The sequence below is a fragment of the Geobacillus sp. FSL K6-0789 genome, from assembly GCF_038593135.1.
GTDB classification, from domain to species: Bacteria; Bacillota; Bacilli; order Bacillales; family Anoxybacillaceae; genus Geobacillus; species Geobacillus stearothermophilus.
The window spans coordinates 1,440,410-1,457,118 of the sequence record NZ_CP151966.1; the positions used below are offsets into that span (position 1 = coordinate 1,440,410).

Sequence of the window (16,709 nt, forward strand, 5' to 3'; positions counted from 1 at the left end):
AAAGAATGTCAACAGTACACTATTGGAGGATGGGCACTGTGATCCGTGTCAGCCATTTGCATAAATCGTTCCGCGTCCATCGCCGCGATGCGGGATGGCTTGAGGCGGTGCGTCATTTATGGCGGCGCGACTATCGCGTCATTGAGGCGGTGAAGGACGTTTCGTTTACGATTGAGAAAGGGGAAATCGTCGGCTTTTTAGGGCCAAACGGGGCAGGGAAAACGACGACGATGAAAATGTTGGCCGGTCTCTTGCATCCGACGTCAGGAGAGATCACGGTCGGCGGGTTTGTGCCGTTTGAGCAAAAGCCGGAGTTTAAAAAAATGATGAGCTTGGTGATGGGGCAAAAAAGCCAGCTCATTTGGGACATTCCGCCGATGGAGACGTTTTTGGTCAATAAAGCGATTTATGACATCGACGATCGGTCGTTCCGCCAGACACTCGAGGAATTGACGGAGCTGCTCGACTTGGCGCCGCTTCTTGACAAGCCGACGCGTAGCTTGTCGCTTGGCCAACGGATGCGCTGCGAGCTGGCGGCCGCGCTGTTGCATCGGCCGCACGTGTTGTTTTTGGATGAGCCGACGATCGGGCTGGACGTCCATACGCAGGAAAACGTGCGCCGCTTTATCGTCGACTACAATCGGGAGCACGAGACGACGATTTTGTTGACGTCGCATTACATGGGGGATGTCGCGGCGCTTTGCGACCGGGTGATGATCATTAACTACGGGCGATTGATTTACGATGGGGAGCTGTCGGTGCTGACGGAGAAGCTGGCGCCGTACAAGCGGCTTGAGGTTCGGTTTTCTCGGCTGCCGAATGTCGATTGGAGCGAGTACGGCGAAGTGGTGGAAATCGAAGAAGGAACGATTGTGCTCAGGGTGGCGCGCGAGACGGCGGCGGAGACAGCAGCGCGGTTATTGGAACGGTTTGATGTCCGCGACATCAACATCGAAGACCCGCCGCTTGAGGAAGTGATTGCGCGCGCGTTTTGGGAGGAACACGTATGATTCGCAAATATATCGCCCTATTGCGGATGAAATACATCGAAATGCTTGCGTATCGGCTTGCGACGTTCGTCTGGATGACGGGCGCCATCACGCAGCCGCTCATTACGATGTTTGTCTGGATGAACATTCATCCGGAAGAGAGCGAGTCGTTTCTGTTCTATTTTATGGCGGTCATTTTTGTCGAGCGGATGACGAGCGCGTGGGATGTATGGGAGCTCGACCGTGAAATTCGCGAAGGGACGTTTTCGAATTTGCTGCTTAGGCCGGTTCATCCGATCCATTGGGCGATTGCGGAAAACATCGTTTACAAATGGCTGTTTGCCGTCATTTTAGCGCCGGTTTGGCTGGTGGGGGCGGTGTTTTGGCCGCCGCTTCGCCCGCATATGACGGCAGGGCAAGCGGTGCTGTTTTTGGCGGCGGTCGTATTGGGTGCGGCGCTTCGGTTTTTGTTGAGCTACTCGTGCGGGCTGCTCGCGTTTTGGGTCACAAAGGTGGCGGCGGTGTACGGGGTGATCGACGTCATTTCGTTGTTTTTGTCAGGACGGATCGCGCCGCTGGAAATGCTGCCGCCGGCGCTTCGCGAATGGAGCGAATGGCTGCCGTTCCGCTATATGATCAGTTTTCCGATTGAAATCGCCACCGGGGCGGCGGATGGAGGAGAGTTGGCGCGCGGCTTTGCGGTGGCGGTCGGGTGGATGGCCGTGTTTGTCGCGGGGGTGCAGTGGCTTTGGAAAGCAGGAATGCGAAAAAACCAGGCGGTAGGTGGGTGAATATGCGGCGGTATGGGCGGGTGTTCCGCGAGTTTTTCCGTGCTTGTTTGGTTGAGGAATTGGAATATCGAAGCGAATTTTTCGGCAATTTCATCGCCAGCTTTTTTGGTCTCGGCATCGCCCTGCTTACGATCCATATCTTTTTTTATCAGACGGACCGGTTAGGCGGCTGGACGTATGGGGAAGTGCTTGTGCTGCTCGGCGTTTTTAATACGCTGCGCGGATGGATCGATTTCGCGCTTCGGCCGAACATGCCGCGTTTGCTTGAGCATGTCCGGCGCGGCACGCTCGATTATATTTTGACGAAACCGGTCGATAGCATGTTTTACGTCAGCTTCCGCCACCTTGTCTTTTGGCGGTTGATCGATGTGGCGCTTGGCTTTGGCGTCATCGGCTACGGCTTGTATGTCGAACGCTACGTGCCGTCGGCGGCGGACGTCTTGATGTTTTTCGTCGTGATGACCGCGTCACTCTTGCTTATTTATTCGTTATGGATGATCCTCATGACGACGTCGTTTTGGGTGGTGCGCATTGATGATTTGTCGTTTATTTTCGATTCGTTTTTTGATACGGCCCGCTTCCCGGGCAGCATGTACCGCGGCGCGGTGCGCTTCGTGATTACGTACGTTCTGCCGGCGGTGTTGATCACCAATACGCCGGCTTTGGCGCTGCTTGGGAAATGGAGCATGGCTGCGGTGCTGGCGGCTTTGGCTGTGGCTATGCTCTTTTTATGGGCTTCCCGCCGCTTTTGGCGGTTTGCCTTGCGCTTTTACACCGGGGCGGGCGGGTGAGGAAACGGCTCCCTAGACGGGGGCTTTTTTTCTTTAGTCATGGCTATTTGGCCAAGATATCGACGGTGATCGGCAGTATATCGACGAGCATCATGCTGCTCGATTCGCTTCTTTCCGCCGTGAATGATGGGGAAGCGTTCCAGTGTTTATGACTCGAGCGTTCGGTTGATTGTTTCTTTCCTTGCATTGGCTCGGGATGCTCTCCTTTCGCCGGCGACTCCCAGATCCATTTTTTCCATATTGATGGTTGGATGGCGGAGAGAATGGACACGGAGAAGGGGGAGGATGACTGTTTCTTTGCTTTCATATTCGTTGACTTTTACGTCAACGTCAATTAAAATAAAATTCATAATATTACTTCTATAAAAGGGATGGCCATGCACTATTTCACCATTTCCGATTTGGCGCACGAGTTTGATGTGAGCACCCGGACGATCCGCTATTATGAAGAACGCGGATTGCTCTCCCCAATCCGGACCGAGTCAGGGCAGCGGCTGTATACGAAAAAGGAGCGGGCAAAGCTCAAGCTCATTTTGCGCGGCAAACGGTTCGGCTTTTCGCTTGACGAGATTCATGAGATGATTTCGCTGTTTGATGAGGACCGAACGGGGAAGAAACAGCTGGAAAAAACGGTCGAATACGGGCGGCGGAAATTGAAGGAGGTGAACGAGCGGATTGAGGATTTGCTGCAGCTGAAGGCGGAGATGGAAGCGCTGCTTTCCGATTTTGAACAGCGATTGCGGCAATGGGAGGGATCGGATGGTTGAACATTTCAGAGCTGCTTGCCCGCAATGCGAGGAAATTTCCCGACAAGACGGCGATTATCGATGGGGAAACGGAGCTTTTCTACGCCGAAGTCAACCGAACGGTCAACCTATATGTATGGGAAGAACAATCGAAAGGGGCAACGTATATGATTCCGATCGTAACGGCTGAGGAAATGTACGCCATTGACCGGGAAGTGGCAGAACGGATCGGCATCAGCGCTGACTCGTTGATGGAAAACGCCGGACAGGCGCTGTTTTGGGCGCTGAAGAAGCGGATTCCGCCCGCTGCCAAGGTGGCGGTGCTCGCGGGCACGGGCAACAACGGCGGCGATGGGTTCGTCATCGCGCGCATGTTGAAAAGTTATGGCTATGAAACCGATGTCTGGCTCGTTCCGCCAAAGGAAAAGGTGAAAGGGGCGGCGCGCACGGCGCTTGAGGTGTACGAGCAGTCCGGTTATGCATGGATCGCTTATGAAGGAAAAGAGCGGGAGTTGGCGGCGCTCTTGCCGCATTATGACATCATCATTGACGCCTTGCTTGGCATCGGCGTCAAAGGGGACGTACGTCCGCCATATAAGGAAATCATCGAGCAAGTGAACCGTTCGCCGGCGGTCGTTTATGCGATTGACGTGCCGAGCGGGGTGCCGGCGGACGGTGGGGAAGCCGGCATGGCGGTCCGCGCTGATGCGACACTGACGGTGCAATGCCCGAAACTTGGGGCGTACACGTTCCCGGCGGCCGATTATTACGGAGAGCTCACCGTCGTGGATATCGGCATTCCGCCGGCGGCGGTGCAGGCGAAGGCGGCTGCTCGGTTTTTGTGGGAAAAGAGCGATGTGGTGCGGACGATGCCGAAGCGAACACGGTCATCGCATAAAGGAACGTACGGCAAGCTGCTCATTGTCGGCGGGTCCAAGGCGATGGCCGGCGCGGTGACACTCGCCGCGAAGGCGGCGCTTCGCAGCGGGGCGGGGCTGGTGACGATCGCCGTTCCGGAAGCGATGTATGAGGCGGTCGCCAACCGCGTGCCGGAGGCGATGTGTCGATTATGGCCGGCCGAGGGCGGCGCGTTTGCCGGCGCGGCCGATTGGGACGGGCTTGAGATCGATGCGATCGCGGTCGGCCCAGGGATGGGCCGGACGGAAGGGGTTCGCCGCTTGGTCAATGAGCTTGTGCGCCAGCCGGTGCCGCTTGTCATCGACGCCGATGCCTTGTTTTTTTGGGACGACTACGCCGAGCTGGTGCGCGAACGGAGCGCGCCGACGGTGATCACGCCGCATCCGGGGGAAATGGCGCGCCTCCTTCGCCGCCCGGTCAGCGAGGTGGAACGCGACCGGTTTGGCGTGTCGAAGCGGCTGGCGATGGAATATGGCGTCTATGTCGTGTTGAAAGGGCCGTATACGATTGTGACGGCGCCAGACGGGGCGCAATATGTAAACGCGACCGGCAATCCGGCCTTGGCGAAAGGCGGGAGCGGCGACGTGTTGACGGGCATCGTGGCGGCGTTTTTGCTGCAGCACGAGGCGGTGCAGCCGGCGGTGAGCAATGCAGTGTTCGTGCATGGAAAGGCTGCTGATTGGCTTGTTCAACACGGTCATTCGTCCTGGGATGTATTGGCGTCGGACGTTGTGGATGCCTTGCCGGCTGTGCTCACTTCGCTGACGTGATCAACCGGCCCATTGAAAGGGGCAATGGGGGATGAACACGATTCCTGCCGGTTTGCGATGACCGGCTGGCGTATGGGCTGTGTCAACTACCCCCACTTAGCTAACGCTTGAAGTGGGGGCTTGCAACTCCCCAGAAGTACAAGCGGACTTCGTCCTCCTTCCTTGACTTGGGGTTGCATCAGGGCAGGTTGACAACTACCCAACGACGCAGGTCATGCCTGCATCGTTACCGATTCTCTCGGTGTGTCTGTTGGCAGTACTTGGCTTCCACACACAACAGACGGATCTACGCTCGATGTTTTACGGCTACAATGTAAATTATCACTTTATTTCGGAACAAAAGAGACATTTTTTTGCACATTCCTTCAGAAAGCCCTCTCCCCTTTTCTGAAAGAATGTGCTAAATTTTTTGTGAATTATTTCGGAAGAGAAAATCCATCGGTTCATAGGAGGGGGAGGAGGACGTGATTCAATTTCATGACTTTGGCATTGACGTTCAAACGTATGCAGAGCGTGGAAAAGAAAACGACTTCCCTCTTCTGAAAAAGTGTCCGCATTGCCGGGCCAAGCGCCCGTTGCACCGCCACGGTTACTATGAGCGAAACGCATTGACCCCACATGGCGATTATCGCATTTGGATTGTCCGGTATCGCTGTCGGGAATGCTTGAAGACGGTGAGTGTGCTGCCTTCCTTTCTCCTCCCGTATTTTCAGTATACGTTGTCCGCCATATGGCAAGTCGTGAAAGAGCAGTTGGGATTGACCGAAAGGACGAACCAGGCTCCGTTTCTCCCGACAAAGGACGGCATCATCTTTTATGTCCGACGGTTCTGCCGAAACCTATCAAGCCTTCATAGCTTTTTTGCGAGGCGGTGGAGGATCATAGGCCCTATCGTGAAAAAAGAAAAGGAACGGGCTTCTTGGTGGATCCAGACGTTAGAGGAACACGGTCTTGATTCGGCCATCAGAGAGATGTGGGAGGGCGGATTCCGACACCCTTTTGCGAATTAAATGGGATCCTGATTTTACATACATACCCTAAATTGGAAATAGTTTCGGTTCCCACAAACCTTTCCTATCGACGGAGAAAAAGCAATTCGGTACGATAAGGGCAGGAGGACCGGAACGGTCCTGATTCCAAGTGAGACCAGGAGGAGATTTGAATGAATGAGTCGATGAGACACGACATTGCCCTGTTTCGGTACGGGCTAATCGCTCCGTTGGTGAATGGGCAGGTGGAACCGAAGACGTATCTGAAAGAGGTGAGCGAGCGAGTGCACCATGTTCCCCACCAGGGAGACAAACGAATCGCAGCCAAGACGATCCTCGATTGGTGCACCCGATACAAAAAAGGGGGCTTTGACGCCTTAAAGCCGAAGCGCCGTTCGGACCGCGGCCACTCAAGGCGTCTGTCGCCCGATGATGAGGATCATATTTTAGCCCTAAGAAAAGAACATCCCACCATGCCCGTGACGGTGTTCTACGAACACCTGATCGAGCAGGGGGAAATCCCAGAAAATCATACCTCTTACTTTACTATATACCGATTGTTGAAAAAACACAACCTGGTGGGAAAAGAAATCTTGCCGATGCCGGAGCGAAAGCGTTTTGCGTATGACCAGATCAATGAGCTATGGCAAGGGGACTTATCCCATGGACCCACGATTCGCGTCCATGGGAAAGCCCAGAAAACGTTTTTGATCGCGTATATCGATGACTGCTCGCGGTTAGTGCCATATGCCCAATTTTTCCCTTCGGAGAAGTTTGACGGGCTGCGGATCGTCACGAAGGAAGCGGTGCTTCGTTGCGGGAAGCCGAAACGCATTTACTCGGACAACGGGAAAATTTATCGGTCCGAGGTGCTGCAGTATGCGTGCGCCGAGATGGGGATTACACTCATCCACACCCAGCCGTATGACCCGCAAAGCAAGGGAAAAATCGAACGGTTCTTCCGCACCGTACAGACACGGTTTTATCCACTGTTGGAGCTGAATCCGCCGAAATCGCTTGACGAGTTGAACGAGCGTTTTTGGAAGTGGCTTGAAGAGGAGTATCATCGAAAACCGCACGCCTCACTGGACGGAAAAACGCCGCATGAGGTGTTTCAATCGCAAGTGCATCTCGTGTCGTTCATCGAAGATGGCGATTGGCTGGATGCGATTTTTCTGAAACGGGAGCACCGCAAGGTGAAAGCCGATGGCACGATCACCCTGAATAAACAGCTATACGAAGTGCCGCCTCGGTTCATTGGGCAATCGATTGAGCTCCGCTATGATGAACGGGGCGTCTATGTGTACGAAGATGGAAGGAAGGTGGCGGAGGCCGTTCGGGTTCGTTTGGAGGACAACGCCTATGTAAAACGCCATCGGTCCCCGTTTGCGGCGATTCCGGCGAAGGAGGGAGAACACGGTGTATAAATCGTTTTACTCCCTTTCGCGGGAGCCGTTTGCGAAAGAAACAGACCCGTCCGAGGCGTATCAAGGGGCGTCATTTCAGGAAGCGTTGCGGGCGCTGGAGTACGTGAAACGAACCCGGGGGATCGGGCTGTTGATCGGAGAGCCGGGGGCGGGCAAGACGTTCGCCCTTCGGGCGCTGAAAGAGTCATTGAATCCATCATTGTATCATGTCGTCTACTTTCCGTTATCCACCGGAGGCGTGATGGATTTTTACCGTGGACTGGCCTTGGGATTAGGAGAGGAACCGAAGTACCGCAAGGTAGACCTCTTCCGCCAAATCCAGCAGGCGATCGAGCGATTGTATCATGAACGGCGGATCACGCCGGTGTTCATTTTGGATGAGATGCATTTAGCGAAGGATGCATTTTTACAGGACATCGCGATCTTGTTCAACTTTGAGATGGATTCGACCAACCCATTTGTCTTGATTTTGGCCGGGCTGCCCCATTTACAGGGGAAGCTGCGGCTCAATCAGCACCGCCCTCTCGACCAGCGGATCATCATGCGATACCGGATGGGGCCGCTGGAGAAGGAAGAGGTGGCGGGCTACATCGAGCATCGGATGAAACAGGCCGGGGCGAAGCATCCGATCTTCACCCCATCGGCGTTAGAGGCGATTGCCCTGCAGTCGCGGGGATGGCCTCGGGTGATCAACACGTTGGCCACGACGTGCCTGTTATACGGGTATCAGCTGAAAAAGGACGCCATTGACGAAGAAGTGGTGCGCATGGCCGCAGAGGAAATGGGGTATTAGCACGAAAGGGGCCGAATCGGCCTCTTTTGTGCTTTCTCTTTTCCATAGGTCCATCAGGCGCGCTGGAAATCTTCATCTGAAAGAGCGTGCAAACGTTCCGAAAGAATGTGCAAAATCTGGAACAATCCGCAAAAATTTTGCACATTATTTCCGAATCCGCCTGAAATAATTTGAAAAAGGGATTCTGAAATAATGTGCTAATTTACACTACAACGTTTCCTGTAACCAACTCCATACATCGAGTAGCAGTTATTGGAGTGCCTTTATTAAACGGTTTTCTCCACGCCTTTATTATATCATACACAAAAGAAAAGGGGAACGCGCATTCCTCTCCCACTTCTGCGCGAAATAGGATGAAATAGCCCCTTACACCGCCGGCATTTGTGAATTCTCGATCCCATTTTCAACGCTGAAGCCGTATTTGCGCCTGCGGCTCTGAACCTCCCGATGGCTAAAGCCACGGGGTTCTTGTGTACTATAGAGCTTCTTCCATACCTTCGCATGGATACTGACTCTACTTCCACAAGACTTTCATGGGCAAACACCTTACTGGTGCTTATCGCCCTGTGCGCCCGATTCAAGACGCTTTTTATCATTTAAATTCCCATGCTACTTACGACATATGGCTGAAGACGAAGTCGTTTGATTTCTTCATCATGCAGTCGAATAAATTGATCCCATCTCTCTAAACATTTGTTCCTATCTATTTCTTTTCGATTGTTTTTCACGTTCATGATTAAAAATGCGCTGTATAAATCTCGTTGTACTTTGTGTCCGTCTACTTCATGCCATCGTTGAGAAAGTGTTTTCTTGTTGTACTCATCGTTTTGATGGTCGTATTGACTTGCCTTGACGCTAAATGTGTCGATGTATTGAAGGGAATAGCCTTCATATTGCAGTTTTTGATTTAGTATGTTCAAAAACAAACTTGGCGCACGATTCGCAATGCTTTTCCCAAATCGTTTTTTCTTTTTGTATTTTCCGTTGGCATCGACTTTTGTTTCTTTTGCCTTTGCTTGAAGTGCTCTGAAATTCATTTTTTCTACTTGGATATGATGGCCTAATGTGATGATCCAATTAGCAAGCCGTTGATGATCTTGTTTACGTTTTTCAGCCATCTTTCTTTGCAACTCGGCTAGTTGTTGACGAGTTTTTAGATAATTTTTACTCCAAACCCATTTTTCCTTGTTGTCTTTTTTTATTGTTCCATCTTCATTGTATTTGTGTGGATTATTCGCCCGTCTTTGACGATCCAATTTTCGTTGAAGAACTCGCTTTTGCTTTTCTATGTTTTCGATGCTCGGCGCAAGAACGAACAACTTGACATTATTCATTGAACAAATAGCGATGGTTTGTGTTCCTATGTCGATGCCAACATCGCCTTGCCCTATTGGATGTTTTACTTCTCCTGTTTGACGGTTTATTTTCTTTGGCGGCACACCTTCAAGGGTGAGTTGGAGAAAATACTTGATTTTCCCCCTAATCCGTCTACGAACGATGCGACAATATTTTATACGGTCTTGTAGAGCCGTATGTGCATATATATCGTTTGAGCGAATTATAACAGGAATAGATAAACCATTCCAAAGCAAATGTTTGTTTTTGAAACGGATGCCTGTGCTATTTGTTTTTCCTTCTAATGAATCCATATCGTTGTATTTTTTAAAAGACACTTTTTTGGCATTGCCAAAGATTAGTTTTTCCATTGCCATACATGCTCTCGTAGCGATTTTTTGTGCGGTGTGTGAGTCGATGTGTTTCTTGAAATGGTGTTGCATTGGCTTAACAAAATCGTGCATAGCGTATTCATTGATTCCGTACTGCCGATATAACTCATTTAGCAAGTTGTTTCTTTCTTTTGATTTTGGTTGTTGGATTAGATGACGATACTGCTTATCGTGTTGTAGTTTTTTATACCGTTTCAGCAATTCGCCCAAACAAGCGTTGTATATTTTTCTGCCAATTTCAAAACGTTTCTCTAATATGTGCGCTTGCCATAATTCTGTTTTGAGTTTCAACGTCAGCACGTAGCTTTTGGTTTTTGTTTTCGCCAATGACACCACTTCCTTTATATTCCTTTATACGTTCTTTTGGTTTTCGATGTACTGTTTAACCGCTTCTTCTGAAATATGACCAATTGTGCAACAAAAATAACTTCGTGTCCATAGCGACGGTAGTCTGCTTTTTAACGAAGGATATTTTTCTCTTAGTATTCGACTACTTTTTCCTTTAAATGCTTGTATTAATTTATGGATATGCTGTCGTGGATCAAAAGAAATAAACATATGAACATGATCTGGCATAATTTCTAACGCTTTAATTTCAACATCATTTTCTTTCGCTACTTCATACAAAATCTCTTTTAAATCTTTTTCAATATCTCCAACTAATACTTTACGTCTATATTTTGGACAAAATATAACATGATATTGATTTAAATAAACAATTCCATTTTTATGAGTATACTTATCATTAGACATTAGATAAACACCTCCTATCTAATATTTATTATACAAAATATTAGATAGGAGTCAATTATCTAATATTTTTTGTTTCGTTTCATCCCAACGACTAAAGTCGTGGGCTTTCACGAAACGCATCCTGTAATTATTGGTTTATCAGCCGACATTCAGCTTCCGCTGATCGCTGGGCTGCGACCTTTACGCGTTTGAAGCGAGAGTCTTCTTTCGAAACGATGATCAACGTTGCGGAAAGGAGGCAGTTCCATTTTTAGATAAATATTGATATCATGAATGTAGAAATAGAAGAAGGGAGATAGGAATCGTGCCGCGATTCGTTTGGCTTGAAACGGAGGAAGAAGTGAGAAGCGCCTTTCCGGTGATGCGTGAGCTGCGCACCCATTTGGATGAGGAAACCTACACGGCGCTCGTGCGAGAAGCGCAAGAACAAGAAGGGTATCAGCTTGTGGCGTTATATGATCAGGACAAAATGGTTGCGGTTGTCGGATTCATGCCGATGATCACGCTCTATAACGGCCGCTTTATTTGGGTGTGCGATTTGGTTACCGCTTCGAGCGAACGTTCGAAAGGATATGGAAAGGCGTTGTTGTCCTATGTGCACGAGTGGGCGAGGGAGCACGGCTACGGGATTGTTTCGCTGTCGTCCGGCCTGCAACGGATAGACGCCCATCGCTTTTATGAGGAAAAAATGGAATATGCAAAAGTCAGTTATGTGTTTTCAAAACGCTTATCGAGTTGAATCCAACGGCGTCTGTTCAGCAGACGCTTTTCATTTTGGGGGTGGGAAATTGTCCTACTTTTCATTATAATAAGAATATATAGTCCGTATTTTGGAATTAATATTCTGATATTCGGAATTGAGGGGCAATGATGAACAAAACGGTGTTAAAAACAAAAGAACTGCTTGATTTGTTTCTCGACTGCGAACGGTTGACTTTGCCAGAGATGGTCGAACGGCTTCAGATGCCGAAAACATCGGTATACCGGATGGCGCAGTCGCTTGTCGCGCTTGGCTTTTTGCAAAAGCGGGGCGATCACTATGAACTCGGTTTGGCATTGTTGACGTTTGGGTCGCTCGTTGCCGAGCGGCTCGATATTCGTCGGGTGGCGCTGCCGGTGATGGAGCGGCTGAAAGAAGCGACGAACGAAGCGGTGAATCTTGTCATCCGCGACGGTGATGAGGCGCTCTATATTGAAAAAGTCGAGACGTCCGAGCCGGTGCGCGTCTATACGAAAGTCGGCCGGCGCGCGCCGCTGTACGCCGGCGCGTGCCCGCGCGCTTTGCTGGTCTTTATGGACGAAAAAGAGCAAGCACGCTATTTGGAACGAACAAAACTTGTCAAAATCGCCAAAAATACCGTAACGGACAAGCAGGCGTTGCGTCGGCAGTTGGAAGAAGATCGGAAACGGGGCTATACGGTCAGCTATTCTGAGCTGGAAAACTATTCGGCGGCTGTGGCTGTACTGATTTTTAACCATGAAGGCGCGGCCATCGCCGGGCTGAGTGTCGCCGGCCCGGAACAGCGTTTTTTGCCGGATGATGTGGCGCGCATCGTTCCGTTGCTTCGGCAGGCGGCGATGGAGATTTCACGTGAACTTGGCTTTCAAGGAAAGGGATGGAAATGAACTATACGCTGTTTCCGTTATGTGAATATGCAGTGACCGTCCGGTTTGCCGATTATATCGATGAGACCGTAAATGATATCGTTCATGAGACAGCGGTTCGCCTAAAGAGAAAACGAAAAGAAGGGGTCAACGAAATTGTGCCGGCGTTTTCATCGCTTACCGTGTATTACGACCCGCTGGCGATTGGTTATGCGGACGTATGCCGGTGGCTGCGCGAAAAGGTCGAGTCGTCTGGACAGACGGACCGGCCTTTGGCGCGAACGGTTGTTATTCCTGTCTGCTATGGCGGTGAATTTGGGCCGGACTTACCAGAGGTCGCCCGCTTTCACGGGATAACGGAAGATGAGGTGGTTACGCTTCATTCGGCCGGCCGCTACCGTGTCTATATGATCGGGTTTTCGCCCGGGTTTGCGTATTTGGGGGGCTTGTCGCCGCGTTTGTCCACACCGAGGCGGGCGGTGCCGCGCACAAAAGTGCCCGCCGGTTCGGTCGGCATCGCCGGCGGGCAGACGGGCGTCTATCCGCTGGCGACGCCGGGCGGCTGGCAGCTGATCGGCCGGACGCCGCTCCGCGTATTTGACCCGCACCGGAAGGAGCCGAGCTTGCTTTCCGCCGGTGACATTGTTGAATTTCGGCCGATTGGCGCCGATGAATTTGCACGTTGGAGAGATGAACATGATTGAAGTCATGGAGGGCGGATTTTTTACGACCGTTCAAGACAGCGGGCGTTTCGGCTACCGGCATGCCGGGGTGCCGGTGGGCGGGGCGATGGACGCGTGGGCGTATCGCCTTGCCAATGCGCTTGTCGGCAACCATGGCGATGAGGCGGTGCTCGAGGCGACGATGTCCGGGCCGACGATTCGGTTTCACGCCGAAACGGTGATCGCCATATGCGGCGGCGAGTTCTCATGCGCGCTGAACGGGCAGCCGTTGGTGCTTTGGAAGCCGGCGGCCGTCAAGCCGGGCGATGTGTTGGAAATCGGGGCATGCCGAGTGGGATGGAGAGCGTATATGGCCGTAGCAGGCGGCATTGATGTTTCGCCTGTGATGGGCAGCCGTTCAACGTACGTCCCGGCGCAGCTTGGCGGTGTATCGGGCCGGCCGTTGCGGCGCGGGGATGTGTTGAAGATTGGGCCGGCCGCTCTCATTTTCCCTTCAAAGCCGCTGCGTTGGGGGCTCTCCCGGTTGGCCAGCCGCTATATCGGCGGAAAAACGAAAACGGTGCGCGCTGTCCCTGGTCCGGAATATGACGAGTTTACGCCGGACAGCCGCACTCAGTTGTTTGCCGCCTTCTATGAGGTGACGCCCCAATCCGACCGGATCGGCTGCCAGCTCGCAGGCCCGGCGCTAGTCCGCGCCCGCGAGAAGGAGATGGTGTCGGATACCGTCGTCTTCGGCACTGTGCAAGTGCCATCGTCCGGCCAACCGATCGTGTTGATGGCCGACAGCCAGACAACGGGCGGCTACCCGCGCATCGCCCAAGTGGCAGCGGTCGATTTGCCTTTGTTGGCGCAGGCGCGTCCCGGCGACCGTATCCAGTTTCGACCGATCGCGCTTGAGGAAGCGGTGCAGCTTTATATCGAACAACAGCAACGGCTGGATCGGTGGATTGCCGCCATTCGCCGCCAATGGGGGGAAGAATCATGACGGTCATTGATCTCAATTGCGATTTTGGCGAAAGTTTTGGTGCATACGAGCTTGGGCAGAAAGAAATATTGTTATACGTTACGTCTGTCAACATCGCCTGCGGGTTTCACGCTGGCGATCCGCTCGTCATGCGGCGGACGGTGCAGCTCGCCATCCAGCATGGCGTTGCCATCGGCGCCCACCCCGGTCTTCCTGATTTGCTCGGATTTGGGCGGCGGGCGATGGCGGTTTCACCCGAAGAAGTGTATGCGTACGTTGTTTACCAGATCGGCGCACTTGCAGCCTTTGTCAAGGCGGAAGGCGGCGTGATGACGCATGTGAAGCCGCACGGCGCCTTGTACAATATGGCGGCGAAAGACGCGGCGTTGGCCGAAGCGATCGCCAAAGCGGTGCGCGATGTCGACCCGTCGCTTGTCTTGTATGGTTTGTCGGGGAGCGAGCTCATCCGCGCGGGCCGCGCTTATGGCTTGCGAACCGCGAGCGAAGTGTTCGCCGACCGGACGTATCAGGCGGATGGTTCGCTCACTCCAAGAAGTGATGCACGTGCCATCATTGTGGATGAAAATGAGGCGGTCCGCCAAGTGCTTCGCATGGTTGGCGAACAGCGCGTCCGCTCATTGCAAGGGACGGACGTGACGATTGAAGCCGACACCGTCTGCCTGCATGGCGACAATGAGCAGGCGGTGCGATTTGCCAAGCGGTTGTATGAAGCGTTGCAGCAAGAAGGCATTGCCATTCAGGCGCTGCGATAAGAAGAGAGACAATGCATAAGAATGAAAGCCGATTAAGCGTGTTGATCGGGGCCGTTTTTTTGATGGCGACATCGGCCATCGCTCTCGGGTTGGCGACATTGCCGTTTTTCCATGTCACCGGGATGGTGCACAGCATGCACGTGCCGATTTTCGCCGGCTAAGCGCCGAATTCAAAACCGCTGCCAGCCGGCTTTGCCCGGCCGACAGCGGTTTTTCGTTTGCCGTCCGTTTTTTGCCATCATTATGAATAATTTTCCTCATTTGTTGAACAATAATGAAAGACATCAGCCGGGCGAAAGGAGGGAGAGAGGCGCTGGTGACAGAAAAACGACTTCTGTTCTTCTCACTGCTGGCCATCGCCTTATATGTGTCGCCGTACTTTGTGCTCGGTGAAGATGCGCATATGCGCGTCCATGACAATTTGGATTCCAACATTGCCTGGTATAAAGTGCTCACCCGAAGCGGCGAACTGTTTGGACCGGTTGACGGAATCATCCCGCAAATCATTAACGGATTGCCGCGCAACGCGTTCGGGACGGAGTTCAGCGGCATCGTCTGGCTTCACGCTTTGTTTCCGTCCATTTACGCCTATGGGCTCAGCCAAGCCATCACCCGCGTGTTCGCGTTTGTCGGCATGTATCTTTTGCTGAAAAAGCATGTGCTGCCGGCCGGACGCTGGGGATGGATCCGCATCGGCGTTTCGTTAACGTTCGCGCTGACGCCGTTTTGGCCGTCGGGGATGTTGAGCACGCTCGGCATGCCGCTTGCGCTTTGGGCGTTTTTAAACATTCGGGGCGGGGAGCGTTCATGGGTGAATTGGGCGGTGTTGACGCTCTTGCCGCTTTACTCGAGCTTTGTGCTTGGCTTTTTCTTTTTCCTAAGCGCGCTTGGGATTTGGTGGCTCATTGATGTCATCCGCGGCAAGGGTTGGAATTGGCGATTTTTGGCGGCCATCGTCTATATGACGGTGCTCTATTCGGCGGTCGACTACCGGCTTGTCCATTCGCTCTTGTTTTCCGATGAACCGACAAGCCGAGACGAATATTTCCACGCCCGCCTGCCGCTTTGCGGGTGATCCGTCTGACGTTCAAAAACTATGTGCTCGGCCATACTCATGTGATGACGGTGCACGGGTTCGTCATTTTGCCGGTGACGCTCATCGCCTTGTACTTCGTGTGGAAGCGGAAGCGCTGGCGGCAGGAAATGCCGTTTCTTGTGCTGCACGTATTGAACTTCGCGTTGTCGACATGGTATGCATTTTGGTTTTACAAAGGATGGCTGCCGCTCACGGAACGGTTTGATTTGCTCGATAAGTTCAATTTCGCCCGCTATCATTTTTTGCGGCCGATGGTCATTTACGTTTTGTTTGCGATGGCGCTGAAAATTATTTGGCAGGAAGGACGGCGGTGGCGGGCGGTCAGCGCGGCGGCGATCGCTTTGCAGCTGTTGGTGCTTGTCTTGCACAATGAGGAAATCGTCTACCGCAACAAGCCGTCATTTCGCGAATTTTACGCTGAGAAGCAATTTGCCGCCATCCGCGAGTATATCGGCCGTCCCGTCCATACATATCGCGTCGCCAGCATCGGCATCCACCCGGCGATCGCCCAGTACAACGGTTTTTACACGCTTGATACGTACAATAACTTTTACCCGTTGGAATACAAACACCGGTTCCGCTGCATTATCGCCAAGGAGCTGGAAAAAAACAAAAAGCTGCGCGAGTATTTTGACGAATGGGGCGGGCGTTGCTACCTTTTTGTCGACGAACTCGGCAAACATTATATGTTCAAGAAAACGTCGAAGCGGACGATCCGCCATCTTGAATTGAACACAAAAGCGTTTTACGCCATGGGCGGGCGTTATATTTTCTCGGCGTTGCCGATTGAAAACGCAAGCGACAACGCGTTGCATCTTGAGCGTGTGTTTCGCTCGGACGAATCTGCTTGGACGATTTACTTATACAAGGCCGCATGGAAAGGGGGAACGTGAG

General features: G+C 52.3%; 17 protein-coding genes and 1 pseudogene. 15 read left to right on the plus strand and 3 right to left on the minus strand.

All coding sequences use genetic code 11. The features are described from left to right. Nucleotides 1–38: 38 nt before the first annotated feature. The 3 genes from NSQ51_RS07385 to NSQ51_RS07395 are packed head-to-tail and all read left to right on the plus strand — an operon-like array spanning nt 39 to nt 2,571. Nucleotides 39–1,010, plus strand: coding sequence for an ABC transporter ATP-binding protein (locus NSQ51_RS07385; RefSeq protein ID WP_033016598.1), 972 nt, complete (start codon nt 39–41; stop codon nt 1,008–1,010). Next, nucleotides 1,007–1,780 carry an ABC-2 family transporter protein gene (locus tag NSQ51_RS07390; protein WP_033016599.1) on the plus strand — a complete coding sequence of 258 codons (774 nt, stop codon included), beginning with the start codon at nt 1,007–1,009 and terminating at the stop codon, nt 1,778–1,780. The genes NSQ51_RS07385 and NSQ51_RS07390 overlap by 4 nt, the downstream gene beginning before the upstream one ends. 2 nt (nt 1,781–1,782) lie before the next feature. Further along, nucleotides 1,783–2,571 carry an ABC-2 family transporter protein gene (locus NSQ51_RS07395; RefSeq protein WP_033016600.1) on the plus strand — a complete coding sequence of 263 codons (789 nt, stop codon included), beginning with the start codon at nt 1,783–1,785 and terminating at the stop codon, nt 2,569–2,571. 43 nt (nt 2,572–2,614) lie between these two features. Here NSQ51_RS07395 and NSQ51_RS07400 read toward each other — a convergent pair whose 3' ends face one another. Next, a complete protein-coding gene (locus NSQ51_RS07400; protein ID WP_033016601.1) occupies nt 2,615–2,878 on the minus strand; it encodes a hypothetical protein in 264 nt (87 codons plus the stop codon). A 70-nt stretch (nt 2,879–2,948) separates the two neighbouring features. Between NSQ51_RS07400 and NSQ51_RS07405 the strand changes: the two genes are divergently transcribed. The 5 genes from NSQ51_RS07405 to NSQ51_RS07425 all read left to right on the plus strand — a co-directional run bounded on the left by NSQ51_RS07405 (nt 2,949) and on the right by NSQ51_RS07425 (nt 8,214). After that, nucleotides 2,949–3,338: a MerR family DNA-binding transcriptional regulator gene (locus NSQ51_RS07405; RefSeq protein WP_025950097.1), complete on the plus strand. Its 390-nt coding sequence runs from the start codon at nt 2,949–2,951 to the stop codon at nt 3,336–3,338. A 146-nt stretch (nt 3,339–3,484) separates the two neighbouring features. Then, complete coding sequence (locus NSQ51_RS07410; RefSeq protein WP_049625430.1) at nt 3,485–5,005, plus strand: bifunctional ADP-dependent NAD(P)H-hydrate dehydratase/NAD(P)H-hydrate epimerase; 1,521 nt, start codon at nt 3,485–3,487, stop codon at nt 5,003–5,005. A 464-nt stretch (nt 5,006–5,469) separates the two neighbouring features. Further along, nucleotides 5,470–6,015 carry a DUF6431 domain-containing protein gene (locus NSQ51_RS07415; protein ID WP_049626302.1) on the plus strand — a complete coding sequence of 182 codons (546 nt, stop codon included), beginning with the start codon at nt 5,470–5,472 and terminating at the stop codon, nt 6,013–6,015. Between the two features lie 152 nt (nt 6,016–6,167). Then, nucleotides 6,168–7,421, plus strand: coding sequence for an IS481 family transposase (locus NSQ51_RS07420; protein ID WP_342462693.1), 1,254 nt, complete (start codon nt 6,168–6,170; stop codon nt 7,419–7,421). Then, nucleotides 7,414–8,214 carry an AAA family ATPase gene (locus NSQ51_RS07425; RefSeq protein ID WP_064213564.1) on the plus strand — a complete coding sequence of 267 codons (801 nt, stop codon included), beginning with the start codon at nt 7,414–7,416 and terminating at the stop codon, nt 8,212–8,214. Before NSQ51_RS07420 ends, NSQ51_RS07425 begins: the two co-directional genes overlap by 8 nt. A 596-nt stretch (nt 8,215–8,810) precedes the next feature. Here NSQ51_RS07425 and NSQ51_RS07430 read toward each other — a convergent pair. After that, entirely contained in the window at nt 8,811–10,274 is a 1,464-nt protein-coding gene (locus NSQ51_RS07430; RefSeq protein WP_227412724.1) for a transposase, read from the minus strand. Between the two features lie 18 nt (nt 10,275–10,292). Next, nucleotides 10,293–10,694 (minus strand): IS200/IS605 family transposase, encoded by a 402-nt coding sequence (tnpA, locus tag NSQ51_RS07435; protein WP_044743973.1) that lies wholly within the window; start codon nt 10,692–10,694, stop codon nt 10,293–10,295. Nucleotides 10,695–10,998: 304 nt separating this feature from the next. On the opposite strand from tnpA, the gene NSQ51_RS07440 reads away from it, so the two are divergent. From NSQ51_RS07440 to NSQ51_RS07470, 7 genes and pseudogenes are all read left to right on the plus strand, one after another. After that, a complete protein-coding gene (locus NSQ51_RS07440) occupies nt 10,999–11,433 on the plus strand; it encodes a GNAT family N-acetyltransferase (protein ID WP_033016602.1) in 435 nt (144 codons plus the stop codon). Nucleotides 11,434–11,564: 131 nt separating this feature from the next. Beyond that, nucleotides 11,565–12,320, plus strand: a complete 756-nt coding sequence (locus NSQ51_RS07445; RefSeq protein WP_342462749.1) for an IclR family transcriptional regulator — start codon at nt 11,565–11,567, stop codon at nt 12,318–12,320. Further along, nucleotides 12,311–13,003 (plus strand): 5-oxoprolinase subunit PxpB, encoded by a 693-nt coding sequence (gene pxpB / locus NSQ51_RS07450; protein WP_183084004.1) that lies wholly within the window; start codon nt 12,311–12,313, stop codon nt 13,001–13,003. The genes NSQ51_RS07445 and pxpB overlap by 10 nt, the downstream gene beginning before the upstream one ends. Continuing rightward, nucleotides 12,996–13,967 (plus strand): biotin-dependent carboxyltransferase family protein, encoded by a 972-nt coding sequence (locus NSQ51_RS07455; RefSeq protein WP_049625983.1) that lies wholly within the window; start codon nt 12,996–12,998, stop codon nt 13,965–13,967. Before pxpB ends, NSQ51_RS07455 begins: the two co-directional genes overlap by 8 nt. Then, nucleotides 13,964–14,719, plus strand: coding sequence for a 5-oxoprolinase subunit PxpA (locus tag NSQ51_RS07460; RefSeq protein ID WP_033015378.1), 756 nt, complete (start codon nt 13,964–13,966; stop codon nt 14,717–14,719). The genes NSQ51_RS07455 and NSQ51_RS07460 overlap by 4 nt, the downstream gene beginning before the upstream one ends. A gap of 11 nt (nt 14,720–14,730) precedes the next feature. Continuing rightward, on the plus strand, nt 14,731–14,880 hold the full coding sequence (locus NSQ51_RS07465) for a hypothetical protein (RefSeq protein ID WP_155266792.1): 150 nt from the start codon (nt 14,731–14,733) through the stop codon (nt 14,878–14,880). Between the two features lie 113 nt (nt 14,881–14,993). Continuing rightward, nucleotides 14,994–16,708 (plus strand): annotated as a pseudogene (locus NSQ51_RS07470) (DUF6044 family protein). Nucleotide 16,709 lies beyond the last annotated feature (1 nt).